At 65.4% G+C, this 21,553-nt stretch carries 21 protein-coding genes; 8 read left to right on the forward strand and 13 right to left on the reverse strand.

From position 1 onward, the window contains the following. Positions 1 to 13: 13 nt before the first annotated feature. From IPM80_01200 to IPM80_01210, 3 genes are read right to left on the reverse strand one after another with little or no spacing between them, the layout of a single operon-like run. Positions 14 to 1,120, reverse strand: a complete 1,107-nt coding sequence (locus IPM80_01200; protein ID MBK8957059.1) for an acetoin dehydrogenase dihydrolipoyllysine-residue acetyltransferase subunit — start codon at positions 1,118 to 1,120, stop codon at positions 14 to 16. Further along, the gene (locus IPM80_01205; protein MBK8957060.1) at positions 1,117 to 2,130 is read right to left on the reverse strand and encodes an alpha-ketoacid dehydrogenase subunit beta; all 1,014 of its coding nucleotides are present in this window, start codon (positions 2,128 to 2,130) and stop codon (positions 1,117 to 1,119) included. Before IPM80_01205 ends, IPM80_01200 begins: the two co-directional genes overlap by 4 nt. An 11-nt stretch (positions 2,131 to 2,141) precedes the next feature. Then, complete coding sequence (locus tag IPM80_01210; GenBank protein MBK8957061.1) at positions 2,142 to 3,116, reverse strand: thiamine pyrophosphate-dependent dehydrogenase E1 component subunit alpha; 975 nt, start codon at positions 3,114 to 3,116, stop codon at positions 2,142 to 2,144. 244 nt (positions 3,117 to 3,360) lie between these two features. On the opposite strand from IPM80_01210, the gene IPM80_01215 reads away from it, so the two are divergent. Genes IPM80_01215 through IPM80_01225 form a run of 3 tightly spaced genes read left to right on the forward strand, consistent with a single transcriptional unit; the run spans position 3,361 to position 5,371 of the window. Beyond that, on the forward strand, positions 3,361 to 3,828 hold the full coding sequence (locus IPM80_01215; protein ID MBK8957062.1) for a nuclear transport factor 2 family protein: 468 nt from the start codon (positions 3,361 to 3,363) through the stop codon (positions 3,826 to 3,828). Beyond that, the gene (locus IPM80_01220) at positions 3,825 to 4,820 is read left to right on the forward strand and encodes a threonine dehydratase (GenBank protein ID MBK8957063.1); all 996 of its coding nucleotides are present in this window, start codon (positions 3,825 to 3,827) and stop codon (positions 4,818 to 4,820) included. Before IPM80_01215 ends, IPM80_01220 begins: the two co-directional genes overlap by 4 nt. Before the next feature lie 53 nt (positions 4,821 to 4,873). Beyond that, positions 4,874 to 5,371, forward strand: a complete 498-nt coding sequence (locus IPM80_01225) for a GFA family protein (GenBank protein MBK8957064.1) — start codon at positions 4,874 to 4,876, stop codon at positions 5,369 to 5,371. A 15-nt stretch (positions 5,372 to 5,386) separates the two neighbouring features. On the opposite strand, the gene IPM80_01230 is transcribed toward IPM80_01225, so the two are convergent. Next, entirely contained in the window at positions 5,387 to 5,839 is a 453-nt protein-coding gene (locus tag IPM80_01230) for an inorganic diphosphatase (protein ID MBK8957065.1), read from the reverse strand. Between the two features lie 260 nt (positions 5,840 to 6,099). On the opposite strand from IPM80_01230, the gene IPM80_01235 reads away from it, so the two are divergent. Both IPM80_01235 and IPM80_01240 read left to right on the forward strand, forming a co-directional pair. Beyond that, the gene (locus IPM80_01235; GenBank protein MBK8957066.1) at positions 6,100 to 7,185 is read left to right on the forward strand and encodes a GGDEF domain-containing protein; all 1,086 of its coding nucleotides are present in this window, start codon (positions 6,100 to 6,102) and stop codon (positions 7,183 to 7,185) included. Next, positions 7,182 to 7,934, forward strand: coding sequence for a class I SAM-dependent methyltransferase (locus IPM80_01240; protein MBK8957067.1), 753 nt, complete (start codon positions 7,182 to 7,184; stop codon positions 7,932 to 7,934). Before IPM80_01235 ends, IPM80_01240 begins: the two co-directional genes overlap by 4 nt. A 102-nt stretch (positions 7,935 to 8,036) precedes the next feature. On the opposite strand, the gene IPM80_01245 is transcribed toward IPM80_01240, so the two are convergent. From IPM80_01245 to IPM80_01255, 3 genes are all read right to left on the reverse strand, one after another. Next, positions 8,037 to 8,849, reverse strand: coding sequence for an alpha/beta fold hydrolase (locus tag IPM80_01245; GenBank protein MBK8957068.1), 813 nt, complete (start codon positions 8,847 to 8,849; stop codon positions 8,037 to 8,039). Then, the gene (locus IPM80_01250) at positions 8,846 to 9,232 is read right to left on the reverse strand and encodes a cupin domain-containing protein (protein MBK8957069.1); all 387 of its coding nucleotides are present in this window, start codon (positions 9,230 to 9,232) and stop codon (positions 8,846 to 8,848) included. The genes IPM80_01245 and IPM80_01250 overlap by 4 nt, the downstream gene beginning before the upstream one ends. Positions 9,233 to 9,322: 90 nt before the next feature. Further along, positions 9,323 to 11,164, reverse strand: a complete 1,842-nt coding sequence (locus IPM80_01255) for a lysophospholipid acyltransferase family protein (protein ID MBK8957070.1) — start codon at positions 11,162 to 11,164, stop codon at positions 9,323 to 9,325. 226 nt (positions 11,165 to 11,390) lie between these two features. Here IPM80_01255 and IPM80_01260 point away from each other — a divergent pair, with 226 nt between their 5' ends. Then, positions 11,391 to 12,215 (forward strand): ferritin-like domain-containing protein, encoded by an 825-nt coding sequence (locus tag IPM80_01260; GenBank protein MBK8957071.1) that lies wholly within the window; start codon positions 11,391 to 11,393, stop codon positions 12,213 to 12,215. On the opposite strand, the gene IPM80_01265 is transcribed toward IPM80_01260, so the two are convergent. Together IPM80_01265 and IPM80_01270 are read right to left on the reverse strand one after the other, a co-directional pair. After that, complete coding sequence (locus IPM80_01265; GenBank protein ID MBK8957072.1) at positions 12,192 to 13,082, reverse strand: sterol desaturase family protein; 891 nt, start codon at positions 13,080 to 13,082, stop codon at positions 12,192 to 12,194. The two genes, IPM80_01260 and IPM80_01265, sit on opposite strands and share 24 nt — an antisense overlap. A 31-nt stretch (positions 13,083 to 13,113) precedes the next feature. Further along, complete coding sequence (locus IPM80_01270) at positions 13,114 to 13,752, reverse strand: hypothetical protein (protein ID MBK8957073.1); 639 nt, start codon at positions 13,750 to 13,752, stop codon at positions 13,114 to 13,116. Positions 13,753 to 14,117: 365 nt separating this feature from the next. Between IPM80_01270 and IPM80_01275 the strand changes: the two genes are divergently transcribed. Next, a complete protein-coding gene (locus IPM80_01275) occupies positions 14,118 to 14,768 on the forward strand; it encodes a glutathione S-transferase family protein (protein ID MBK8957074.1) in 651 nt (216 codons plus the stop codon). 109 nt (positions 14,769 to 14,877) lie between these two features. Here the strand turns inward: IPM80_01275 and IPM80_01280 are convergent, their stop codons facing one another. Then, a complete protein-coding gene (locus IPM80_01280) occupies positions 14,878 to 16,017 on the reverse strand; it encodes an LLM class flavin-dependent oxidoreductase (protein ID MBK8957075.1) in 1,140 nt (379 codons plus the stop codon). 111 nt (positions 16,018 to 16,128) lie between these two features. Continuing rightward, positions 16,129 to 16,944 (reverse strand): methyltransferase, encoded by an 816-nt coding sequence (locus tag IPM80_01285; GenBank protein MBK8957076.1) that lies wholly within the window; start codon positions 16,942 to 16,944, stop codon positions 16,129 to 16,131. 291 nt (positions 16,945 to 17,235) lie between these two features. Here IPM80_01285 and IPM80_01290 point away from each other — a divergent pair, with 291 nt between their 5' ends. Next, entirely contained in the window at positions 17,236 to 17,556 is a 321-nt protein-coding gene (locus IPM80_01290; protein MBK8957077.1) for a hypothetical protein, read from the forward strand. Positions 17,557 to 17,562: 6 nt separating this feature from the next. Here the strand turns inward: IPM80_01290 and IPM80_01295 are convergent, their stop codons facing one another. Together IPM80_01295 and IPM80_01300 are read right to left on the reverse strand one after the other, a co-directional pair. Next, positions 17,563 to 18,741, reverse strand: a complete 1,179-nt coding sequence (locus IPM80_01295; protein ID MBK8957078.1) for a carbohydrate porin — start codon at positions 18,739 to 18,741, stop codon at positions 17,563 to 17,565. Positions 18,742 to 18,746: 5 nt separating this feature from the next. Then, the gene (locus IPM80_01300) at positions 18,747 to 21,368 is read right to left on the reverse strand and encodes a PAS domain-containing protein (GenBank protein MBK8957079.1); all 2,622 of its coding nucleotides are present in this window, start codon (positions 21,366 to 21,368) and stop codon (positions 18,747 to 18,749) included. Between the last annotated feature and the right edge of the window lie 185 nt (positions 21,369 to 21,553).

The following is a 21,553-nucleotide window of genomic DNA, read 5'->3' on the forward strand; positions in this document are numbered from 1 at the left end:
CGCGGGACATTGCTCAAGCCAACAGCTTGTTGACCTCGGCGGCGGCTTCGAGCTGCACGAGATGGCCGAAGCCATCGAGTACCGTCACCGACACCTTGCCCGGCAGGCCACTGGCATGGCTGGCCGGGATGATGGCGTCCTTCGACCCCCAGATGACCTTGATCGGGATGTCCAGGCCTTCGAGGTTGGCGCGCAGGTTGACGGTCTGCCGGCTGCCGTCCTGGAAGCCCTTGGCGATCGCCGTCAAAGCCTCGGTCACGCCATCGATGCGTTTGAATTGCAGGATGTCGTTGATGAGGGTGCGGTTGATGAGATTGGCATCGGCCACCAGTTGTTCGAGCAGCGGTTTGATTTCCTTGCGCGACTCGGCGGCGATGAAGCCGTTGATGTAGTCGGCATTGATTTCCGCGCCGAGGCCGGCCGAGCCGATCAAGGCCAGCGCGCTGATGCGGTTCGGATGATCGATGGCCGCCTTGAGCGCGATCGCGCCACCCAGCGAATGACCGACCAATTCAGCCTTGGCAATCTGCAAGGCGTCCATGAAGGCGACCACGGTCGCGGCCAGGTGCTCGACCGAACTGTCGCTGAGCGCCTTGCTCGACTGGCCGTGGCCGGGCAGGTCCAGGGCATAGACGGTGGCATTGGCCGCCAGCGCGCCCTGGTTGAACAGCCAGCCGGCCGCATCGCCGCCGAAGCCGTGCAAGAGGATGATGACGCGCTCGGCGTCGCCCATCTTCGAATACCGCAGCTTGTAGCCACCGGCCTCGACGAACTGGAAGCCGTCGCCGCCTTCGCCTTCCTCGGGCGCGGGCGGCACGTAGTTCTTCTGGAACTCGGTGATGTATTCATCGATTTCGGCGTCGGACACCTCGGCCGGCGCCAGCACGCCGAGCAGCGCGCCTATCGGCAGCACCTCGTCGGGCTGTGCGACGATGCGGCGCAGGGTGCCGGCGTCCAGCGCTTCGAAGGTGTTGGCGATTTTCTCGGTCTCGATGTCCAGCACCTGGTCGCCGAGCTTCAGCAGCGCGCCTTCCTCGGCCAACCACTCGACCACCTTGCCTTCCTGCATGGACAGGCCCCACTTGGGCATGGTGATCGGCACGATGTTGGGATTGCTCATGCCTTGTACCCCGCGGTGGCGCGCACGGCCGCGGCAATCTTGTCGGGATTGGGCACGTAGAGATCCTCGAGCTTGCCGGCGAACGGTACCGGCGTATGGGGCGGGGTCACGACCTCGATGGGCGCCTTCAGCGAACTGAAACCCTTGCGCGCGACCAGCGCCGAGATGTCGGCGGCCATGCCACAGCGCGGCGAGGCCTCGTCCACCACCACCAGGCGGCCGGTGTTCTCGACGGACTCTAAGATCGAGTCTTCATCGAGCGGCGAAGTGGTGCGCGGGTCGATGATCTCGCAGCTGATGCCCTCCTTGGCCAGCACCGTCGCGGCCTTCATGGCCTGGTTGACCATGCGTCCGAAGGCCACGATGGTGACGTCGTCACCTTCGCGCACGATGTTGGCTTCGCCAAACGGAATCGTGTAGGACTCTTCCGGCACATCGCCTTCCATGGTGTAGAGCACCTTGTGCTCGCAGAAGATCACCGGGTCGTTGTCGCGGATGGCCTGGATGAGCAGGCCCTTGACGTCGTAGGGCGAGGACGGCAGCACCACCTTCAGGCCCGGAATGTGCGTGAACAGCGGGTACAGGCATTGCGAATGCTGCGCGGCGGCGCGGAAGCCCGCGCCGTACATGGTGCGGATCACGACCGGGGTCTCGGCCTTGCCGCCGAACATGTAGCGGAACTTGGCGGCCTGGTTGAAGATCTGGTCGAAGCACACGCCCATGAAATCGATGAACATCAGTTCGCAGATCGGGCGCAGGCCCGAGGCCGCCGCGCCCACCGCCGCACCGACGAAACCCGATTCGCTGATCGGGGTGTCCATGATGCGGTCGCCGTACTTGCCGTACAGGCCCTTGGTGACGCCGAGCACGCCGCCCCAGGCGTCCATTTCGCCGTCGGAACCGGAGCCACCGACGACGTCCTCGCCCATCAGGACAATGTTCTCGTCGCGCGCCATTTCCTGATCGATGGCTTCGTTGATGGCCTGCTGATAAGTGATTTTTCTAGCCACGGACCATCTCCTCAGTACTTGATGTAGACGTCGGTCAGGAGATCCGACGCTTCGGGTTCGGGGGACGTTTCGGCGAAGGCCACGGCCTCGTCGATGAGCCGCGCGACTTCATCGTCGATGGCCGACAGCTGCTGCGCGGTGATGCCGTGTTCGCCGGTGACCTTGCGCGCGAAGCGCTTGATGCAGCAGGTCTCCTCGCGCAGGCGCGCGACTTCGCCGGCCGGGCGGTATTTCTGGTTGTCGCCTTCGAAATGGCCGAAGAAGCGATCGAGCTTGTGTTCGATGAGCGATGGGCCGCCGCCGCTGCGCGCGCGTTCGGCGGCCTCGGCAAACGCTTCGTGCACGGCGAAGAAATCATGGCCGTCGACGATGCGGCCGGGCATGCCGAAGCCGATGGCGCGCTGGGCGATGTCCTTGCACGACACCGAGAAGCGGCTGTCGGTGGCCTCGGCGTAGCCGTTGTTCTCGAACACGAACACCACCGGCAGTTTCCATACCGTGGCGAGATTCATCGCTTCGAACACCGTGCCCTGGTTGGAGGCGCCGTCGCCGCAGAAGGCGACCGCGAGGCCGCCCTTGCCACGGCGTTTGGCCGCCAGCGCGGCGCCGCACACCAGCGGCGGTCCACCGCCGACGATGCCGTTGGCGCCCATCATGCCGGTGTCGAGATCGGCGATGTGCATCGAGCCACCCTTGCCGCGACAGGTGCCGGTGCGTTTGCCGTAGATCTCCGCCATCATGCCTTTCACTTCCACGCCCTTGGCGATGCAGTGGCCGTGGCCGCGATGGTTGCTGGCCAGGCGATCGTCGTCACGCAGATGCATGCCGACGCCGGTGGCCGAGGCCTCTTCGCCGGCATACAGGTGTACGAAGCCCGGAATACCGCCCTTGGCGAATTCGACGTGGACGCGGTCCTCGAATTCGCGGATGGTCTTCATCGTGCGATACGCGTCGAGCAGATCCTCGACGGACAGTGCTTGCGCCATGAATGTCTCCCCTTGAATGATGTGGTCCGGCACGGGCCATTGCGACCGGCATCGGATGCCGCGCGGCCAGGGTGCACTGGTCGCGCCGACGCAGGCCGCTTGCTGCTTGCGTCACGCTGCGTGCTGGGTGCGTCGCGGACGCGCCCACCGGCTAAGACTATAACAACGCGCCGGCAAGGGAATAGCCATTTCTTTCGGCGCGCGATGACGGCAACATGACGTGCATCAAGACGAGGAGGGAGCGATGGAATTTGCCGATCTGATCGTGCGGCTCACGCAGGCCATCGTGCGTGGCGACGGCGCCGAGGCCGCGTCCTGCTTCAACGACGATGGCATTTATCATGACGCCTTTTACGGCGCGTTCGCCAAGCCCGACATTCCCACCCTGGTCCACGAACGATTCCATCGCGACGGCCGCAACTACCTCTGGGACCTGCACTCGCCCGTGAGCGACGGGCGCGTCGGCTACGCGCGCTACGTGTTCAGTTACGACGGGCTCATCGCGGGCGCCGAAGGGCGTCGCACGCTGTTCGAAGGCGTGTCGGTGTGCCAGTTGCGTGATGGCCTGTTGCTGAGCTATCACGAAGTCGCCAACACCGCGCCGGCGCTGCAGAGGCTGGGCTTCGCGCCTGACCGCCTGGCCAAGGTCGTCGAGCGCCAGGGCCGTGAACTCGCCGCGCGCGCCGAGTCGGCGCACCACCTGAAGACATGAACGCGACCACGCTGCCGGAACGCTCTTTGCTGGGCCAGCCACTGGGCGCCGCCGATTTCGCGCGTGCCGCGCAGGAGATCTACGCCACGCTGATGCCGACCCCGCAATTGCACTGGCCTTTGCTGTCCGAGGCCTGTGGCTGCGAGGTATGGGTGAAGCACGAGAACCATCTGCCCACTGGCGCGTTCAAGGTGCGCGGCGGCGTGTGGTTCATGCAGCAGCTGCACGAGGCTTTGCCGGAGGTGCGTGGCGTGGTGGCGGCCACGCGCGGTAATCACGGCCAGAGCATCGCCTTCGCGGCACGGCGCCAGGGCCTCGAGGCGGTGGTGGTGGTGCCGCGCGGCAACAACGTCGACAAGAACCGCGCCATGCGCGCCCTCGGCGCGGAATTGATCGAGCACGGTGAGGACTTCAATGCCGCGCTTGACCACGCCGCGGCGCTGGCCGCGCGCCGTGGGCTGTACGCGATGCCGTCCTACCATGCGCTGCTGGTGCAGGGGGTCGGCACCTATGCCTACGAACTGCTGCGCGCGTTGCCGGATCTCGACACCGTGTACGTGCCGATTGGTCTCGGCTCGGGTATCGCCGGCACGCTGGCCGCGCGCAACGCCTTGGGGCTCGCCACCGAAGTGGTGGGCGTGGTGTCGGCCCATGCCGATGCCTATGCGCAATCGTTCGAACGCGGCGAACTGGTGGCCACCGCGAGCGCCGACACCCTGGCCGACGGCATGGCGGTGCGCGTACCCTCGGCCAGCGCGCTCGATTACCTGCGCGGCGGCGTGGCGCGCATCGTGCGCGTCACCGACGACGAGGTGTTGGCGGCGATGGCGCTGCTGTTTTCCGCCACCCACAATCTCGCTGAAGGCGCGGGCGCCGCGCCGCTCGCCGCGCTGTGCAAGGAGCGCGAGCGGATGCGCGGCCGGCGGGTGGCCATCGTGCTGTCGGGCGGCAATGCCGACCGTGCCACCTTCATGCGCGCGCTGTCGCGATGAGTCTTGCATGAAACCCGGCGGCGTCATTCATTTCGAACACGGAGGCTCACGTCATGCGTCTTGAAGGTTCCTGTCACTGTGGCAAGGTGAAATTCAGCCTGTCGTCGCGCCATCCCTATCCTTTCAACCTGTGCTATTGCTCGATTTGCCGCAAGACCGCCGGCGGTGGCGGCTATGCCATCAACCTCGGCGGTGACAGCGACAGCCTCAAGGTGCGCGGGCGGAAGTTCGTCAAGGTCTATCGCGCGATGATGCCGGCGGCCGACGGAGCGCGCGCCAGGCGCAGCCCCGCCGAGCGTCATTTCTGCACGGAGTGCGGTAGCGCGCTGTGGGTGTGGGATCCGCGCTGGCCGGAGTTGATCCATCCGTTCGCGTCGGCCATCGACAGCGAGCTGCCGGCGGCGCCGGAACGCACGCATCTCATGCTCGGCTCGAAAGCGTCCTGGGTGCCGCTCGTGACCGGCAAGCGCGACAAGCGCTTCGACGAATATCCGCTCGAAGCGATAGCCGAATGGCATCTGCGCCTCGGGCTCGAGAGCCCCGATGATTGACTTTGGATTGTCGCGCTACGGCGGCGGCAGGCGCGCGAGACGGTCGCCCACTTCGCCCCACCCCAGGCAGCAGGTCGCGCCGTGGCGGCCGCGCGCGACATTGAGCAGGCGTTTGCACAGCGCGTAGAACCTGAAAAAGGCCAGCACCCGACGCTGGTCGGTGGGGCTCAGGGCGCGCTCGGCGCAGATGAGCTTGTCGTCCGGCTGGCCGGCGTCGAGGAAGCCGACCACCGCACGCACCGGCACGTGCACACGTTGCCCGGCTGCACGGCGCGGGCCGAGCAGCACCGCGTCCTGCGCATCGCCGTCGGCGGCGGGCAGAGCGGGCAGTGAGCCGTAGTTGAAGGGGCAGGGCAGCGGCGACAGGAACTCGAAGGCGCCGTGCGCGTCACGCTTGATGAAGCTTCCGCGCGGCACTTCAACCAGTACCTCGACGGGGGTGGAGACGAAGGGCGGCGGCGACTTCATGCGGGCATGGCGGTGTTGAAGCGGTCGGCTCGGCGTTGGCGGCGCGGCCATTGTGCCATGCCCGGCACGACGCGGGCGGCGCGCCGCAGCGAGCGCATGGCGCGCCGGGACTGTGAACATTTGCGCCAAGCGCGCATTTAAGGGAATTGGTCGGTGGGCGCGGGAACGCGCTCACCGTAAGGTACGCATCGCGGCCTGCGCCGGCCGCGATGTTTGCAGCATGGATGAACCCGGCGCCAGGTTTCAGCGATACGTTTACGATGTCTCAATCCCCAGTGCCCGCGAATGACGATCCCGGCGAAGCGAAAATAGCGGAGTTCCGCGGCCTCGTGCTGTCGCGCTTCCTGTACATCGCGACCGCCCTGGCGGTGTTCGTGCTGCCGGCCTACTGGGTGATCGGCCTCAACGGTCTGACCATTTCGTGCTGCGTGTTTTTCGTTTTGACCACGGTGTTCTGCTACCTGCACAACGTGCGGCACGTCGCGCACGCGTGCTGTGCGCACGGTTTCATCGGCATGACGGTGCTGGTGACCTGGGCGGGCATCGCCTATGGCAGCGAGTTCATCGACAACAAACCCTGGCAGATGCTGGTGCCGATGCTTGCCTATCTGATCGCCGGCAGTCGCCGTGGTACGGCCTGGGTGTGCCTGCACCTGTTGGGGCTGGTGGCGCTGTTCTATGTGCGGCGTCACGCCTACGAACCGCTGTCGGTGGCCATCCTGCTGCTCGCCTACCCGAGCCTGGCTTACGGCATGTACGTGTTCACGCGCGCCAACGAGACCAATATCCGTACCATCAGCCGCCTGTCCCACACCGATTCCCTGACCAAGACTTACAATCGGCAGTTGTTCGAGGAACTGTTCGTGAACATGTTCAACCGCGCACGCCGTGCCGGCGAACCCTTGGCGGTGTACATGATCGACATCGATCACTTCAAGAAATACAACGATAACTACGGTCACATCGCGGGAGACCGCGCGCTCAAGCAAGTGGCGGATGTCATCCGCGGCTCGGCGCGGCGCGCCAGTGACCTGGTATTCCGCTATGGCGGTGAAGAATTCTGCGTGGTCTCGTCGGGCGTCAACAGTCATGACGCGCTGGTGATCGCCGAGTCGATCATCGAAGGCGTGCGCCGCCTGGACACCCCGCATGTGAGTGGCGAGAACGGCCGGCTGACGGTTTCCATCGGTTTGACCTACGGCGACAGTCTCGACGACCTCGATACCGAGGCCTTGTTGCGGCGCGCCGACCGCGCCCTGTACGCGGCCAAGACCCATGGCCGCAATCGTATCGACGTCGACAGCCAGGGTGTGGCCGTCAATGCCGCGCTGGCCGAGGCTTCGTGAGCGGGACGTCCTTCCCCGATCATTTTTCACAGCTGGCGGCGGCTTACGGCCAGTTTCGCCCCGACTACCCGGTCGCCCTGTTCGAGCACCTGGCGTGGCTCGCCCCCGGTCATGCGCTGGCGTGGGATTGCGCCACCGGCAACGCCCAGGCCGCGCTGCCGCTCACCCGGTATTTCTCGACAGTGATGGCGAGTGACGCGAGCGCGGCGCAACTCGCCGAGGCCCGCCGCGCCGATACGCTGTGTCTGTGCGTGGCCAGCGCCGAGCGCGTGCCGCTGGCCAATGACAGTGTCGACCTCATCACCGTCGCGCAGGCCTTGCACTGGTTTCGCCTGCCTGAATTCTTCGCCGAGGCGCGCCGCGTGCTCCGCCCGCGCGGCGTGCTCGCCGCGTGGACCTATCACCTGTTCTCGGTCACGCCTGACATCGACGCGCTGTTACGGCATTTCAATCGCGAAGTGGTAGGGCCCTACTGGCCGCCACAGCGGCGCATGGTCGAGCAGGCCTATGGCGACATCGAGTTCCCGTTCGACGAACTCGAGACCTGCAGTTTTCCGATGGTGGTGCACTGGAACGTCGAACACCTGCTGGCCTACGTCGGTACCTGGTCGGCGGTGGCCCGGTACCGCAAGCTGCGCGATGGCGACCCGCTGCCCGGCTTTGCCCGTGAGGTGCGCGCCGCGTGGGGCGACACGACAACGCGCGACGTCCGCTTCCCGCTCACGGTCAAAACCATGCGCAAGCTGTAGCCGTTCGCGGCAGGGATCGGCCGGCCCGTCGAACGTCGCGCGGCGCGTGACCGGCGCGCATGAAAAAGGGGCTTTGTGCCCCCGTACTGAACTCGGCTTGGCCTAGTTCAGGGTCTTGAGGAAATCGCGCACGCAGGCATTGAAGGCGTCGGGTGCTTCGATGTTGCTGAGATGGCCGGTGTCCGGCAGCTCCAGCAGGCGCGCGTCGCGTATGCCGTCCGCCATCTTGCGAGAGATGGCCGGCGGCGTGAGCTTGTCGTCGGCGCCGACGATGATCTGCACCGGCACGTCGATGATGCCGACGTCGGTCACCGGCTGGTACATGGTCATCGCTTCGATGGTCTTGATGTACGAGGCCTTATGCAGCATCGATATGCTGTCGATGAGCTGCTGCACGACGGCTGCGTCGGCCTTGGGCGAAACCAGCGTGCGCGCGACCGCCGGTGCGATGTCCCGTGGTTCCTTGCCCTCAATCAGCGGCTGACGGCGCTCACGCACGAAGCGTTCGCGACCTTCCTGGGTGAAGGAGGCATCGAAGCCCGGAAACGTGTCGACCAGGATCAGACTCTGCACGCGCCCGGCGTGGCGCTCGTAGAAATCGAGTGCGATGCGTCCGCCCATCGACAGGCCGCACAGGTGCGCGCGCTCGACCCCGAGATGGTCCAGCAGGCGCAACAGGTCCGCGGCAAAATCGGTGAAGGCGAGCGGGCCTTCGTAGTCATCGCTGTCGCCGTAGCCGCGCGCGTCCCAGGCCACCACACGGCACACGTCGGCCAGCGCGCGCAACTGGGCGTGCCAGTTGCGGCGGTTGCCGCCGATGCCGTGCAGGCACACCAGCGTTGCGCCGCTGCCCGCCGCTTCGTAGGCGATGCGCGGCGCGCCCGGCACGAAGCCCAAGGCGGGCGTCATGCTCACGCGTTGTTCCCGTCCCAGGGCAGCGCCATGTGCTGGCGCTCGGCCGTTTCGACCCGCACCGGCGCCATGGCCAAGGTCGCGATGATATGCAGATCGCCATCCCCGGCATTGCAGATCTGGTGGGTCACGCCGGCCGGGATGACCAGCGTCTCGTCTTCCTTGAAGTGGTATTCGGCGCCGTTGTAATGGCACACCGCCGCGCCCTTCATGCAGATGATCACTTCTTCGCAATCGTGGCGATGCACTGGCGTCGCCGCGCCGGCGGCAATGGTCTGGCGCCACACTTCCATCGTGCCGAGTCCGTCACGACCACCGGCCAGGGTCTGGTGTTCCAGGCCGGGCAGGTGGTGCTTCTTCATGTCCGAATTGTGATTGACGCGCATGGCTGTTCTCCGCTCGCGGTTGAGGTGGTGCCTGACTATACGAAATCGCGCGCGCCCGAAACAGGGGCGCGGCGGCGGGGTGACGCAGGCCTAGCGGCGGATGACCGCGGCACCCTGTTCGGCGTCGTCCCGGTGGTGGGCGAGGAAGTTTTCGGCTGCCTGGGCGCCCATGTATTTGCGCAGCAGGGTCGGTTCGGTCTGCGCCAGGTCCACCCACAGCAGGCAGTCGATGGCGTTGTTGAATTCCGGGTCGACGTTGAAACCGAGAATGCGACCGTTGAGCTTGAGGTACTGGCGCAGCAGCACCGGGATACCCACATCCTGCTCCTCGACGGTGCTGAGCAGGGTCGCGATGATGCGCAGGTCGCTCACATTCAAATCGACCAGGGTCGCGGTGCGATCGCCGCGCGGAAACGGCTGTCGCGGTTTGACCAGGCTGGCGCGCTCGGGCTCCATGCGGTTGCGCTGCAGAAAGCGCACCATCAACTGTTGCGACACCGGGTGGTAGTCATTGCTGATGCTGACCGGTCCGAACAGCACGCGGTAACGCGGATGGCGGGCGACGTAGGCGCCGATGCCTTTCCACAGCAGCATCAGGGATGAGTAATTGCGCTGGTGCTCCGGCCGCACGAACGAGCGGCCCACTTCCAAGGCCGAATGCAGTTCCGCTTCGAGTGGCCGCTCGAGGCGGAACAGCGTGCGCACGTACAGACCGCGCGCGCCGTAGCTCGACAGGATGCGATCGGCCTGGCCCAGCCGATAGCCGCCGACCACGCAATGATGGGCCCTGTCCCACACGAAAAGATGCAGGTAGTAGCTGTCGAACAGGTCGAGATCGACGCTGCGGCCGGTGCCTTCTCCGACCTGGCGGAACGTCACCTCGCGCAGGCGGCCGATTTCCTGCAGCAGCCACGGGATCTGCTCGGCCTGCGCCACCCACACTTCGAGATTGTTGCTGCTGACCAGTCGCTGGTCATCGCCGAGCCTGGCGATTTCGTCGGCCAGCAATTCGGCGGCGATGGGCGCAGCCAGCGCTTCGCGATGGATGTTGGCCGGCCGCACGCGGGTCAGCCTGACGGGCTTGCGATACGCGGCGCGCGCCTTGATGAGATAGGTGCTGGTCTGCAGGTAGGGCGCAATCGCTTCGCGATCTTCCAGCAGGCTCAAGGTCTCGGCCTCGATCATGCGCCCGCACTTGACGTTGATGACCGTGCCGCGGTGATTGAGCATCTCGCGCACCAGCAGCGCGGTGCGCACGCGCGGATGCACGAGGCCGCCGAGCTGGAACAGCGTGCTGTTGCGACCGTCGATGAACGCCGGCACCACCGGCGCGCCGGACTTTTCCACCAGCCAGCCGATGCCGGCGTCCCACGGCGGGTCGCTGAGCACACGGGTGCGCGGATTGAAGCTCGACACCTCGCCGCCCGGGAACATGAACAACACGCCGCCGCTGCGCAGCCACGCCAGCGCGCGCCGCACGGCGCTGAAATTCGAACGAGCCGAGTCGCGACCGCCGAACGGATCGACGCCGATGAAGATCGGCGCCAGCTCGATGAAGTTGTCCAACAGGTAGTTGGCCATCACGCGCAGATCGGGTCGCCTGCGCATCAACACCTCGACCATCGCCACGCCGTCCAGGCCACCGTGAGGATGGTTGGCGACCACGATGCATGGACCGCTGGCGGGAATGTTGTCGAGCGAGCCGTCGTCGACCCGCACTTCGACGCCGAAACCGTCCAGCGTGCAGCGTGCGAAGGTGTGGGGATCGAGATCGGGCGGGATGGCGTGATAGACCGCGTTGAGTCCGGTCAGGCCGAGTCCGCGGTCGAGCAGCTTGGTCACCGCGCCGCGTAGCGGACCGAGGCCGGCGGGCAGGTAGGGGCCGAGGGTGAAGTGCGGACGGACGCGTTGCTTGTCGGAAGGGCTGGACATCAGACGGTGAGCCGCTCAGCGGGCGGCGGCGGATTTGCCGAACATTGTTACACTACGCACGAAATTAAGTGACCACGACATGACCGATGCTCCAACCGATTTCCGATGACCGCGTGCTCGGCCGGCGCATGCCCGTCGCGTGGGCGCTCATGATACCCAAAGCCAACCCCGGCGGGGCGCCCGGTGACGTCCTTGCCTTGCCGAAAGACCTCTCACGGGGTCTGCCATGCTGAGACCATGGAAACTCGATGACATTGCATGGTCGGACTTTCAGCCCGCGCTGGTCGACCCAAGCCTGCTGGCGGCGGTCAAGACCGCGTCGGTGGTGGAAGCCAACAGTGCTGACTACGTGCGCTACCTCCACAACGTGTTCGGCGACGACGCGGCCTTCAAGGACGCGGCCTCGCGCTGGGGCGAGGAGGAGGCGCAGCACGGCGCGGCGCTGGGGCGCTGGGCGCAGATGGCCGACCCGCAATTCGATTTCGCCGCGAGCCTGGCGCATTTCCGCGCCGGCTACCGCATCCCGGTCGACAGCGCACAATCGATCCGGGGCTCCCGTGCGGGCGAGCTGCTGGCGCGCTGCGTTGTCGAGTCCGGCACCTGCTCCTACTACTCGGCGCTGCGCGACCGCGCGCGCGAGCCGGTCCTGCGCCAGATTTGTCATCGCATCGCCCAGGACGAGGCGCAACATTACCGCCTGTTCCATCAACACCTGTCGCGTTACGCCCAGGACGGCGGCTTCAGCCGCTGGGCGCGACTGCGCGTCGCGCTCGGCCGGGTGGGGGAAACCGACGACGACGAACTGGCCTTTGCCTACCACAGCGCGGTCGAGGCGCGGGCGTCCGGCGCTGTCTACGATCGCGCCCGCTGCGGCGCCGAGTACCAGCGCCTCGCCATGTCGATGTATGCATTGCCTCATGTGCGCACCTTGGTGGGCATGATCGCCCTGGCCTTGGGCTGGCGCGGCACCACGCGCATGGTGCGCGCCGCGGGTTGGCTGGGATGGTGGTGGCTGCGGCTGCGCTGGTCAGCCGGTCTCGCCGGCCGCTGAACGGTGGGCCGCCTGGTGGCGGCGCCAGACGAAGGGCACGGCGAGCTGTTGCACGAAACCCTCAGGCATGTGTTCTTCGATGCCGATGTTGCCCACCTCTTCGCCCGGACGATTCCAGTAGGTGCCGAGCAGTTGGTCCCACAGCACGAGGTTTTCGCCGTAATTGCTGTTGCCGATGGCGCTGTCGCGCGCATGGTGCCAGCGATGCAGGGTGGGCGTGTTGAACACCTGGCTCAGTACGCCGCAGTCCATCGCCACGTTGCAATGGGTCAAAATGCCGATGTAGGCCGTGATGGCGCTGACCCAGATGATGGCATCCATGCTCATGCCGCTCAGCAGGAAGAACGGCAGGCTGGCCGCCACCGCCAGCAGTGAATCGACGAAGTGGAAGCGGCCGGTGTTGACCAACCACAGCTTGCGCACGCTGTGATGCACGGCGTGGAAGCGCCACAGGCTTGGCCATTCGTGCTTGAGCCGGTGCGCCCAGTAGAGGCCGAACTCGGAGCCGATCAATCCGCACACCACCTGCAGCGGCAGTGGCGCCGTGCTCAGGAAGCCGCTGCTGCGATGATCGAGCAGGCCGCGCCCGGCCAGCGTCACGATCAACAACTGCACGAGGCCTTTGTTCAAGACAGTGTGGGCGAGGTCCTGGAAGAGTTGCCCGTCCGGGCGACGCCAATCGCTGCGATAGGGCAGGCGTTGCTCCAGCCAGAACAGCCAGCCGACCATCCATGCGTAGGACAGGTTGAAATACAGCGTTGGTCGACCCTGGGCGAAGCCATAGGCCAGGATGGCGCAACAGCTCGTCACCAGGGCCGGCCACGCGCAGACGCGCGCGACCGCATGGCGGGAAACGGCGTGACTCATGAATTAATCGCGGTCCGGGTCAGGGTGGCCGTCAATTGACGGCGCAGGTGCGTCGCACGGCGGTCGATACGCGGTAGACGTCGTTGCTGCGGTCGCGCGCGAGGCCGCACAGAACCTCGGTGCGCACCGCGTAGCCGGCATTCTGCTCGGCGATGAGGAAGGTGTAGCGCGGACTGCAGTTGGATGAGCACAGTTCGTAAAGCAGCCTGCCGTCTTCGCCGCGCCCTTGCGAGAAGGCCATGATCCACTCGTTCATTTCGTCGACGCTGCGGAATTCGCGCTGGTTGAAGGTCAACGGGTGGCTGGTGGTCTCGTTTTCGAATTTGCGGCACACGTCGAGCTGCTGTTCATCGGCGAGATAGGCGGTCGGCGCTACCCGGTACACGATCTGTGAATTGGCGCGCCGGGCACAGGCGGTATCGCATTCGGCATTGGGGTTCTTGCTGTCGGCCATCAGCGCATCGTTCAGCAGCCGGCCGGCAATTGCGCGTATGGAACTGGGGTCCTCGGCGAGGTTCTTGATGATGCCGACCGAACCGGTCTCGGTGGCTATCGGCGTCTCATGGGCGTTGGGGGCGCAGTTGCCATGGGTGGCGGCCACGTCCGAGGCGGGAGCGGCCAGTGGAGTCATGGCCAGGACCAGCAGGAAAGCGCGGAATCTACTCATCATCTTGGTTCACCGTGGGAACCATCGTGTTGACCGATGGTAAGCGTAAAGCTTTTTTAAATCAATCAATAGTCAACATCTTCTAACCCATCGCTTTACGATCCGGCGGCGTCGACCAAGGCGCCCATCGCGATCCGGACCGGGTGCCCAGGGCGGCGCATGGTGCGTCGCACCAACCGAAATGTAAAGCGGGGCGAAGGATGCGTGCCGAAAACTGATTGGTGCCTGAACTGGCGGGGAAAAGATCACGACGGGCCGGCAGGCGGGGTCGATTGACGCTCCAGGCCCAGCCACCTATAACGTCGGTTCCATATCGATGGCATGCATGCCGAGCCATTGTGACTCTTGAAAAGCGAGGAGAGGATTACATGAAACTTTTGAATTCCTTCGGACCGAACCCGCGTCTGGTGCGCATGTTCATGGCCGAAAAGGGCATGAACATCGCCAGCGAAGATCTCGACCTGCTGGCGGGCGCCAATCGTCAGGCGCCGTACCTGAACAAGAACCCGGCGGGCCAGACGCCCGCGCTGGAACTCGATGACGGCTCCGTGATTGCCGAGACCGTGACTATTTGCGAATACCTCGAAGAGCAGCAGCCGACCCCGGCCTTGATCGGCACGACCGCCGCCGAACGCGCCAACACCCGTATGTGGGTGCGTCGCGTGGAACTCAATATCACCGAGTACATGTACAACGGTTTCCGCTTCGCCGAAGGCATCGAGATCTTCCGTAATCGCATGCTGTGCCTGCCGGAATCGGCGGCGGGCCTGAAAGCCAAGGGCAAGGCCGGGCGTGAATGGTTGGACGGTCTCATCGCCGGCCGCGACTTCATCGCCGGCAGCAAGATCTCGCTGGCGGACATCGTGCTGTTCGCCTGCGTGGATTTCGCCAAGGACGTCGGCCAGCCGCTCGAACCGGAATTGAAGAACCTGTCCGCCTGGTATGCACGCATGAGCGCGCGCCCGAGTGCACAGGCCAGCCTGCACCCGGCAGCGCCGCAGCTCAAGATGGCGGGTTGATGGCGAAAGCCTGAAACGTTGTCCCGGATCGGAAAGGGCGGCCTAGGCCGCCCTTTCCATTTGCGAATACGCGTCCCGCCCGGCGCGGGTGGGCGCGATGCGCAAGATCTCAGGCCGCCTTGGTGGCGGCCGCCGCGAACGCCGGTGCGCCATCGACCTCGCTATCGAACAACGGCCGGTGGCCGAGCTTCTTCAGGTCCGGCACCACTTCCTTGGCGAACAATTCCATGTTGTTGCGCGCGACGGCTTCCGACATGCCCGCGTAGCTGAACACGCCGGTGAAGCCGCAGCAGTCGGTGCGCGAGTGGATGTCCTTGATCTTGTCCAGGCACTGGTCCGGCGTGCCCCACACCTGCAGATTCATGAAGAACTCGGTGACGGCATCGATGCCCTGGCTGCCGATGGTGTCGGTCATGCGCTTGTAGTACTCGTAGCCCTTGGTCTGTTCGAAGTGGCTGCCGCCCATTTCGTAATGCTTGACCACCGATTGCCAGTAGCCGCCGATGTACTTGCGCGCCATGTCCTCGGCGCGACCGGCATCCTTGTCGCAGGCCACCCAACCGGCCACGTAGGGCCGCGGCGGAGCCACGCCCTGGGCCTGGCGGAACACGTCGGCGTAGTCCTTCAGTTCCTTGGCATGTTCTTCCCAGGGCTTCTGCGGAATCACCAGGATACCGAGGCCGAGTCGCGCCATGATCAGTGAGGACTCCGGCGACACCGCGGCGGCATAGGTGCGGTTCTTGAACGAACGGAACGGCTCGGGGCGGATCCGCGCTTTCGGCTGCTTGATGAACTGGCCGTCGTATTCGCAATAGCCCTGTTCGAGGCCCTGCAGGATGGTTTCGGCGCATTCGACGAAGCGCTCGCGCGATTCGCCCATCGGCACGCGGAAGCCTTCGAACTCGACGCGGCCGAGACCGCGGCCGATGCCGAGCAGGGTGCGGCCGTCGGACATGCAATCGAGCATCGCGACCTTTTCGGCGACGCGCATCGGATCGTTCCACGGCAGCACGATGACCATGGTGCCGAGCTTGACCTTCTTGCACTGGCCGCCGACGAATGACAGGAACTGGGTGACATCGGGAGTCATGGTGTAGTCGGTGAAGTGATGTTCGACACCCCACACCGATTCGAAGCCCAGGCTTTCGGCGCTGAGCGCAAGACGCATGTCCTGCTGATAAATGGCGTAATCGCTGACGCCGCTGTCGCGTCCCGGATTCTGGAATATCGCGGCCATTCCAACGTGCATAAAAAGATCTCCCCGGCTTGGCGCCGACAGTGTTTGCGTTGAGCCGGGTAGTAGACGTAGCGGCGCGCTGAGCGTCAACCGCACGGAATGTAGGGTTGAGCGCCGCTGGACTCAACCAAAGAACGCGATGGTGCGCACCTCGATGCTGCGACGGGGCGGCGCACCGGGCGGCGCGCCTGGATCGTGAAACGCGCAATGGGCGGTATAGCGCGCCGGCACATCGTGGTCGGAGTCGAAGCACTTGAGCAGCAGCGCTTCATCCGGCCGCAACCCCGAGCGGTAATACCAGCGATGGCCGGGGCTGAAACGCGCGCTGTACACCTCGCCGGTCCTTTCGGCATAGCGCAGGTCGGTGGGCACCAGGTCGTCGCTGGCCAGGCTCGCGGCGTCACACACGGCCAGCGGAATGTCGAGCGCGGCATGACCTATTGGCCGCCACAGGTTGATGAAGGCAAAGCGCCCCGTGCCCGGCGCGCCGTGCGGGAACAGGTCCCGTACGCGCTGGGGTGCGGATTTCTCGGTGTAGTCGTTGTGCACGAAACGCACCGGTTCGCTGACGCCGCTGTTGGCCTGGCGGGCGAGGGACTTGTCGCGCAGGTTGTAATCGAAGGCATGCACATGGCGCGCGCCGGTGGCACTTGCCACCAACGCGGCGCACTCGGCGAAATACAGTTCGCTGACGGCATGGTGATCGAAAAAATCCCGCGTGGCCGTGGCGGCATCGAGGTAAGCGAAGCCGTTGTCATCGAGACTGGGTTGGAGCTCGGCGTCGCGCAGGTCATGGATGGGAACCGTGACCTTGCACATCACCGGCGGCGGCGCGCCGGTCGCCGCCAGCATGTCGACGCCGGGATGGTTGGTATCGGGCGCAAGGTAATTCAGCACCGCGTCGACGCGGCGCAGGGCGATGGTATCGAGCACAGGCATCGCGGACTCCGGGCATGACTATTGCGCCTCAGGATGGCGGAAGTACGCCGCCGCGACAACGCTCGCGGGCCACGCATTCGCTCGATTCGCTCGCCGGACGCGCGTCGGCGGCCGCTGAATGTAAAACTTTAGGCGCAGAGGCGGCGGGCGCTTGCAGGCGTCGGCGTGGCTCGTCAATCATGGCCTTGAGGACCGGGGAGGGTAGGAGCTCGCTGGCAACCTGGGAGAACAAGCAAAATGAAGTCGAAGCCGGGCAAACAAGGCCTGTGTGCGCTGGGATTGGCGTTGACGTTGGCCGCCATCTCCAGCCACGCCGCTGATCAGGGCTATCCGCTGCGCGTGGTGTCTTCACAGCTCGTCGCGGCGGACAAGGGCGCGAGCGTCACCACCCGCATATCGCGCAGCCTGACCAATTCTCTGCTTGCGCCGCGCCAGCTGCGCATTGCCCTGCTGGCTGCCGATGGCAGTGTGCGGGACGAGAAACGACGCTTCGTCGGCCCTGCGCAGCTCGCGCGCCACAGCGCGCGGGATGTCTACCTGAACACTGTCCTCGACGTCGCGCCACAGGCACAGGATCGCCTGCAGGTCGAGTGGCTTGCGAGCAGCCGCTAGTCGCCGCTAGAGGGTCACCTGCAGGCGCAGACCCAGCACCAGGGCATTGTCGATGCCGCTGTCGGTGCCGGGGTCGATGATGTACTGCAGGTCGGGCTGTACCGTCAGCCACGGCTTGGGCGTGATGAGATAGCTCGCCTCGAGCGTCGTTTCGGCGCGCTCGAGCCCGACGTTCACGCGACGAAAGTGGTCGCCGTTACGGGCATGGGCGACGGCGAGACCGGCGACGTCGCGCGGGCGTTGCGGCAAGGGACCGGTCCAGCTCACGCCGCCGCCGACATAGGTGGCAATCTGGTTGTTGTCGCCGTCGGCGAAGCCCAACTGGGTGAACACGCCGACGCCGCGCCCATCTTCGTCGCGCCACAAATCGGTTTCGCCAATCGCGTAGATACCCGAGTTGTCGTCCTGCGGTCGACCATCGAGGTCGTCGATGTTGGCAGTGTGATGCCAGCCGCCGACACCGACTTTGAAGTACCGCGATTCGCTGCCGAGCAGGCCGGCCTCGGCAATCACGAACACGCCATCGCCGTGGTCGAAGCTGATGTGGGTGCCGTAAGGGTCGTTGGGGTCACCGGCCACGCCATCGTAGATGGCGGCCAGCAGGTAGGTGTTCGGCGTCCAGTTCAGACGCAGCCGCACGCCCGGTGAAGTGGTCGGGAAAATCGACGGACCCACCTGCGCGAGTTCGGGGCCGACGCCGAGCGAACTGTTCAGGAATATGCCGCTGTGCTCAGTCACGTAGAAGTCGGCGTTGGCGTCGTGCAGTCCAACCGCGATGCCGAGCCTGTCGTCCAGAAAGCGATGCTCGTAGTAGGCCTCGAACAACTTGAAGGTGTCGGGCGCTTCGAGGTTGCTCGCGACCTGCATGTCACCCGCGCGCCGACTCGGATCACCACCGGTATTGCCGAGCAGGTAGAACTGCAGACTGCCGTTGTTCCACCACCCGGCCTTGCCCGTATCGAGCGTGAACACCAGGTCGAAATTGGCCGGTGTCTCGACGCCGCGCGAGCGGCCGCCGTCGACTATCGCCATGAGATCGGTGCTGGCAACGAATTCCATGTCGAGGCCGCGATCGGCCAGCGCCTGGCGCTGTCCGCCCCAGTCTCCCAACAGCCAGGCGCTGTCCTCGGCTCCCGCCGGGACGGCCCACAGGCTTGACGCGATCAGTGTGACGATGCCTTTCATGAGGTTCAGAACTCGTTCCAGGTGTCGTCACCATTGACGACTTTGGCCGCGCGCGGCGTGTTGACCGCGGTGTCGTTGCCACTCCACGGGCGGCTGGCCTTGCGACGTTCGGCGGCCGGCTCGACGCCGGACGCCGGCGGCGCCATGAACTCGCGCCTGCTGCCCTTGAAGAACGACATGAGCTCGGTCAGGGCGCGGGTTTCGTCGTCCATCGATTCACTGGCGGCGGTCGCTTCCTCGACCAGGGCTGCGTTCTGCTGCGTGACTTCGTCGAGCTGCGAGAGCGCGGTGTTGACCTGTTCGATGCCGCTGAGCTGTTCTTCCGAGGCCGCCGTGATCTCGGCGATGATGTCGCTCACGCTCTTCACCGCGCCGACGATGTCGCGCAGCGTGCTGCCGGAGTCGTTCACGAGCTGCGTGCCATGATTGACCTTGTCGACGCTGTCGCCGATGAGATCCTTGATTTCGCGCGCCGCCGCCGCGCTGTTCTGCGCGAGATTGCGTACTTCGCTTGCCACCACCGCGAAGCCGCGACCCTGTTCGCCGGCGCGCGCCGCTTCGACGGCGGCGTTCAAGGCCAGCAGGTTGGTCTGGAAGGCGATGCCGTTGATGACCGAGATGATGTCGGCAATCTTGCTGCTGGCGGCGTTGATGGCGGTCATGGCGTTGATCGCGTCGGCCACCACCTGGCCGCCCTTTTCCGCTTCGGCGCGGGCCGAGGAGGCGAGCTGGTTGGCCTGGCGCGCGTTGCCGGTATTGTCCTGTACGCGCTGGGTGAGTGACTGGATGGCCGCCGAGGTTTCTTCAATGGATGCCGCCTGTTCCTGGGTGCGGCGGTTGAGATCCTGGTTGCCCTTGGCGATTTCGGTCGCCGAGGTGCCGATGCTGTTGGCCGACTGGCCAATGCGCGTGACCATGTTCGCGAGGTTCTCGACCGAGGCGTCCATGGCATCGCGCAGCACCGCGAATTCGCCGCGGTAGTCGCCAGCCATGCGACCGCTGAGGTCGCCGGCCGCGAGACCGGTCATGACCGAGCGCGCCGAGCTGACCGGCCCGGCCATCGCATCGAGCATGGCGTTCATGCCTGCGACTATGCGACGGAAATCGCCCCAGTGGCGATCGAGTTCAGCGCGCTGGTCGAGCTGGCCGGCGCCGGCCGCCTCGACCAGCGCCGTGGCGTCTTCGATCATGGCGCGCAGTACGTCACAGCAGGTGTTGAGGTTGCTCTTGATGTCGTTGAACGCACCATGGAATTCGGTGGTGATCGGCGCCGGAATCTTGCCGTCGGCAATCGCCTTCAACTGCTCGGCAGCGATATTCAACGGCGCGGTGATGGCATCCAGCATATGGTTGACCGATTCGGCCAGCGCGCGCGTGAAGCCATGGAAACTGTCGGACTTCAGGCGACTGTCGAGACGGCCTGCGATGGCGTCGTCGAGCACTGACTGGATCTGACGCTCGGCTTCGCGCTGCTCGGTCAGGTCCACCCATTCGCATACCACGCCCAGGCGCTCGCCATGCTCGCCACGCACCGGCGTGGCAGTGACGCTGAAGGTCTTGCCGCCCAACAGCAGCTCATCGGTACGCGGCGCGCTGAGGCGCTCGAGCGCGGCGGGAATGCGGCGCTCGGTGTAGAACTGATCGATATTGCGGCCGACCATGGCGGCCGGGTTGAAATTCACGAGGTCGCGTTTGAGGTCGCCGGCGTAGCGCTGGAACATCGCCTGCGCGGTGTCGTTGACGTACACCACTTCCATGGCGTCGTTGCACAGCACGACGTTGGCGGCGGCGGCGTTCAATGCCTGCTGCACGCGCAGCGCGGCATCGGCACGTTCCTGTTCCACCCTGCGCCGCGCTTCCAGGTCGTCGAGCACGCCGTTGAACTCGGTCTGCACTGCTTCGAATTCGTGATGGAAACCGTCGAGACGCGTGGCGCTGCCTTGTTCGCTGCGCAGCGCGTGGATGGCCCGGTACAGGCGGTCGAGCGGTGAGGTGATGCCTCGGATCAGGAAGAACGACACCACGATGGCCGCCACCGCCGACAGCAGGAACATCGCCATGATCCATTTCGCGCCGCTTTGGGCGGCAGCGTCGGCCTCGACTTCAGCCTTCCGGGCGTCGGCTTCAATGAGGTCCGAGAGGCTGGACATGCGGCCTTCGAGTTCCTTGAAGGAGGCCAGGAAGCGCGGCATGCCGGCCTCGGCGACGCTGGCGTCCTGGAAGGCCCGAGTGGTGATTTCGCGGGCAGCGGTGGCGTAGGCGTCCAGCGCCGGGCGCACGTCTTCGATGGCGGTCTTGATTTCAGGGGACAGCGGCAGCGTGGCGTTGTGGTCGATGTTTTCGCGGAACGAAGTGATATGTTCCTCGACGTCGGCCACTACCTGCTTGTGGCCCGCCTCGTCACGGCTCTGCGCGGCGCGCAGGGCTGACAGCACATCGGCGCGCAGAGCGTCATGCATCATGTCGCTTTCCATGTGACCGCGCAGCGCGCCCATCTTGATGTTGACGCCAGTCAGCGCATCGCCAAGCTGCTTTTCACTGTGGTAGCCGACCAGCCCGACCACCAGTGTCGCGACGATTCCAAAGGCGGCAAATGCCCGCAGCTTCTCCTTTACGCCAAATTGCATGCTCAACGCCTGGTCAGTGTACGGAACGCACGTGGGCTCCAAGTTCACGGTGGAAGCGGCGCAGGTGCCGGTCGGCCGTGAACGACAGCCTCCCCATAGCGGCCGCCTGGCGACCGTGCTTGAGGTGAGGCGGCAAAGCTTGCCGCCATGGACGAGGAGTTGGGGCGAGGGGCTAGGCGAGCCGA

The organism is Pseudomonadota bacterium (assembly GCA_016719885.1).
Taxonomy (GTDB): Bacteria; Pseudomonadota; Gammaproteobacteria.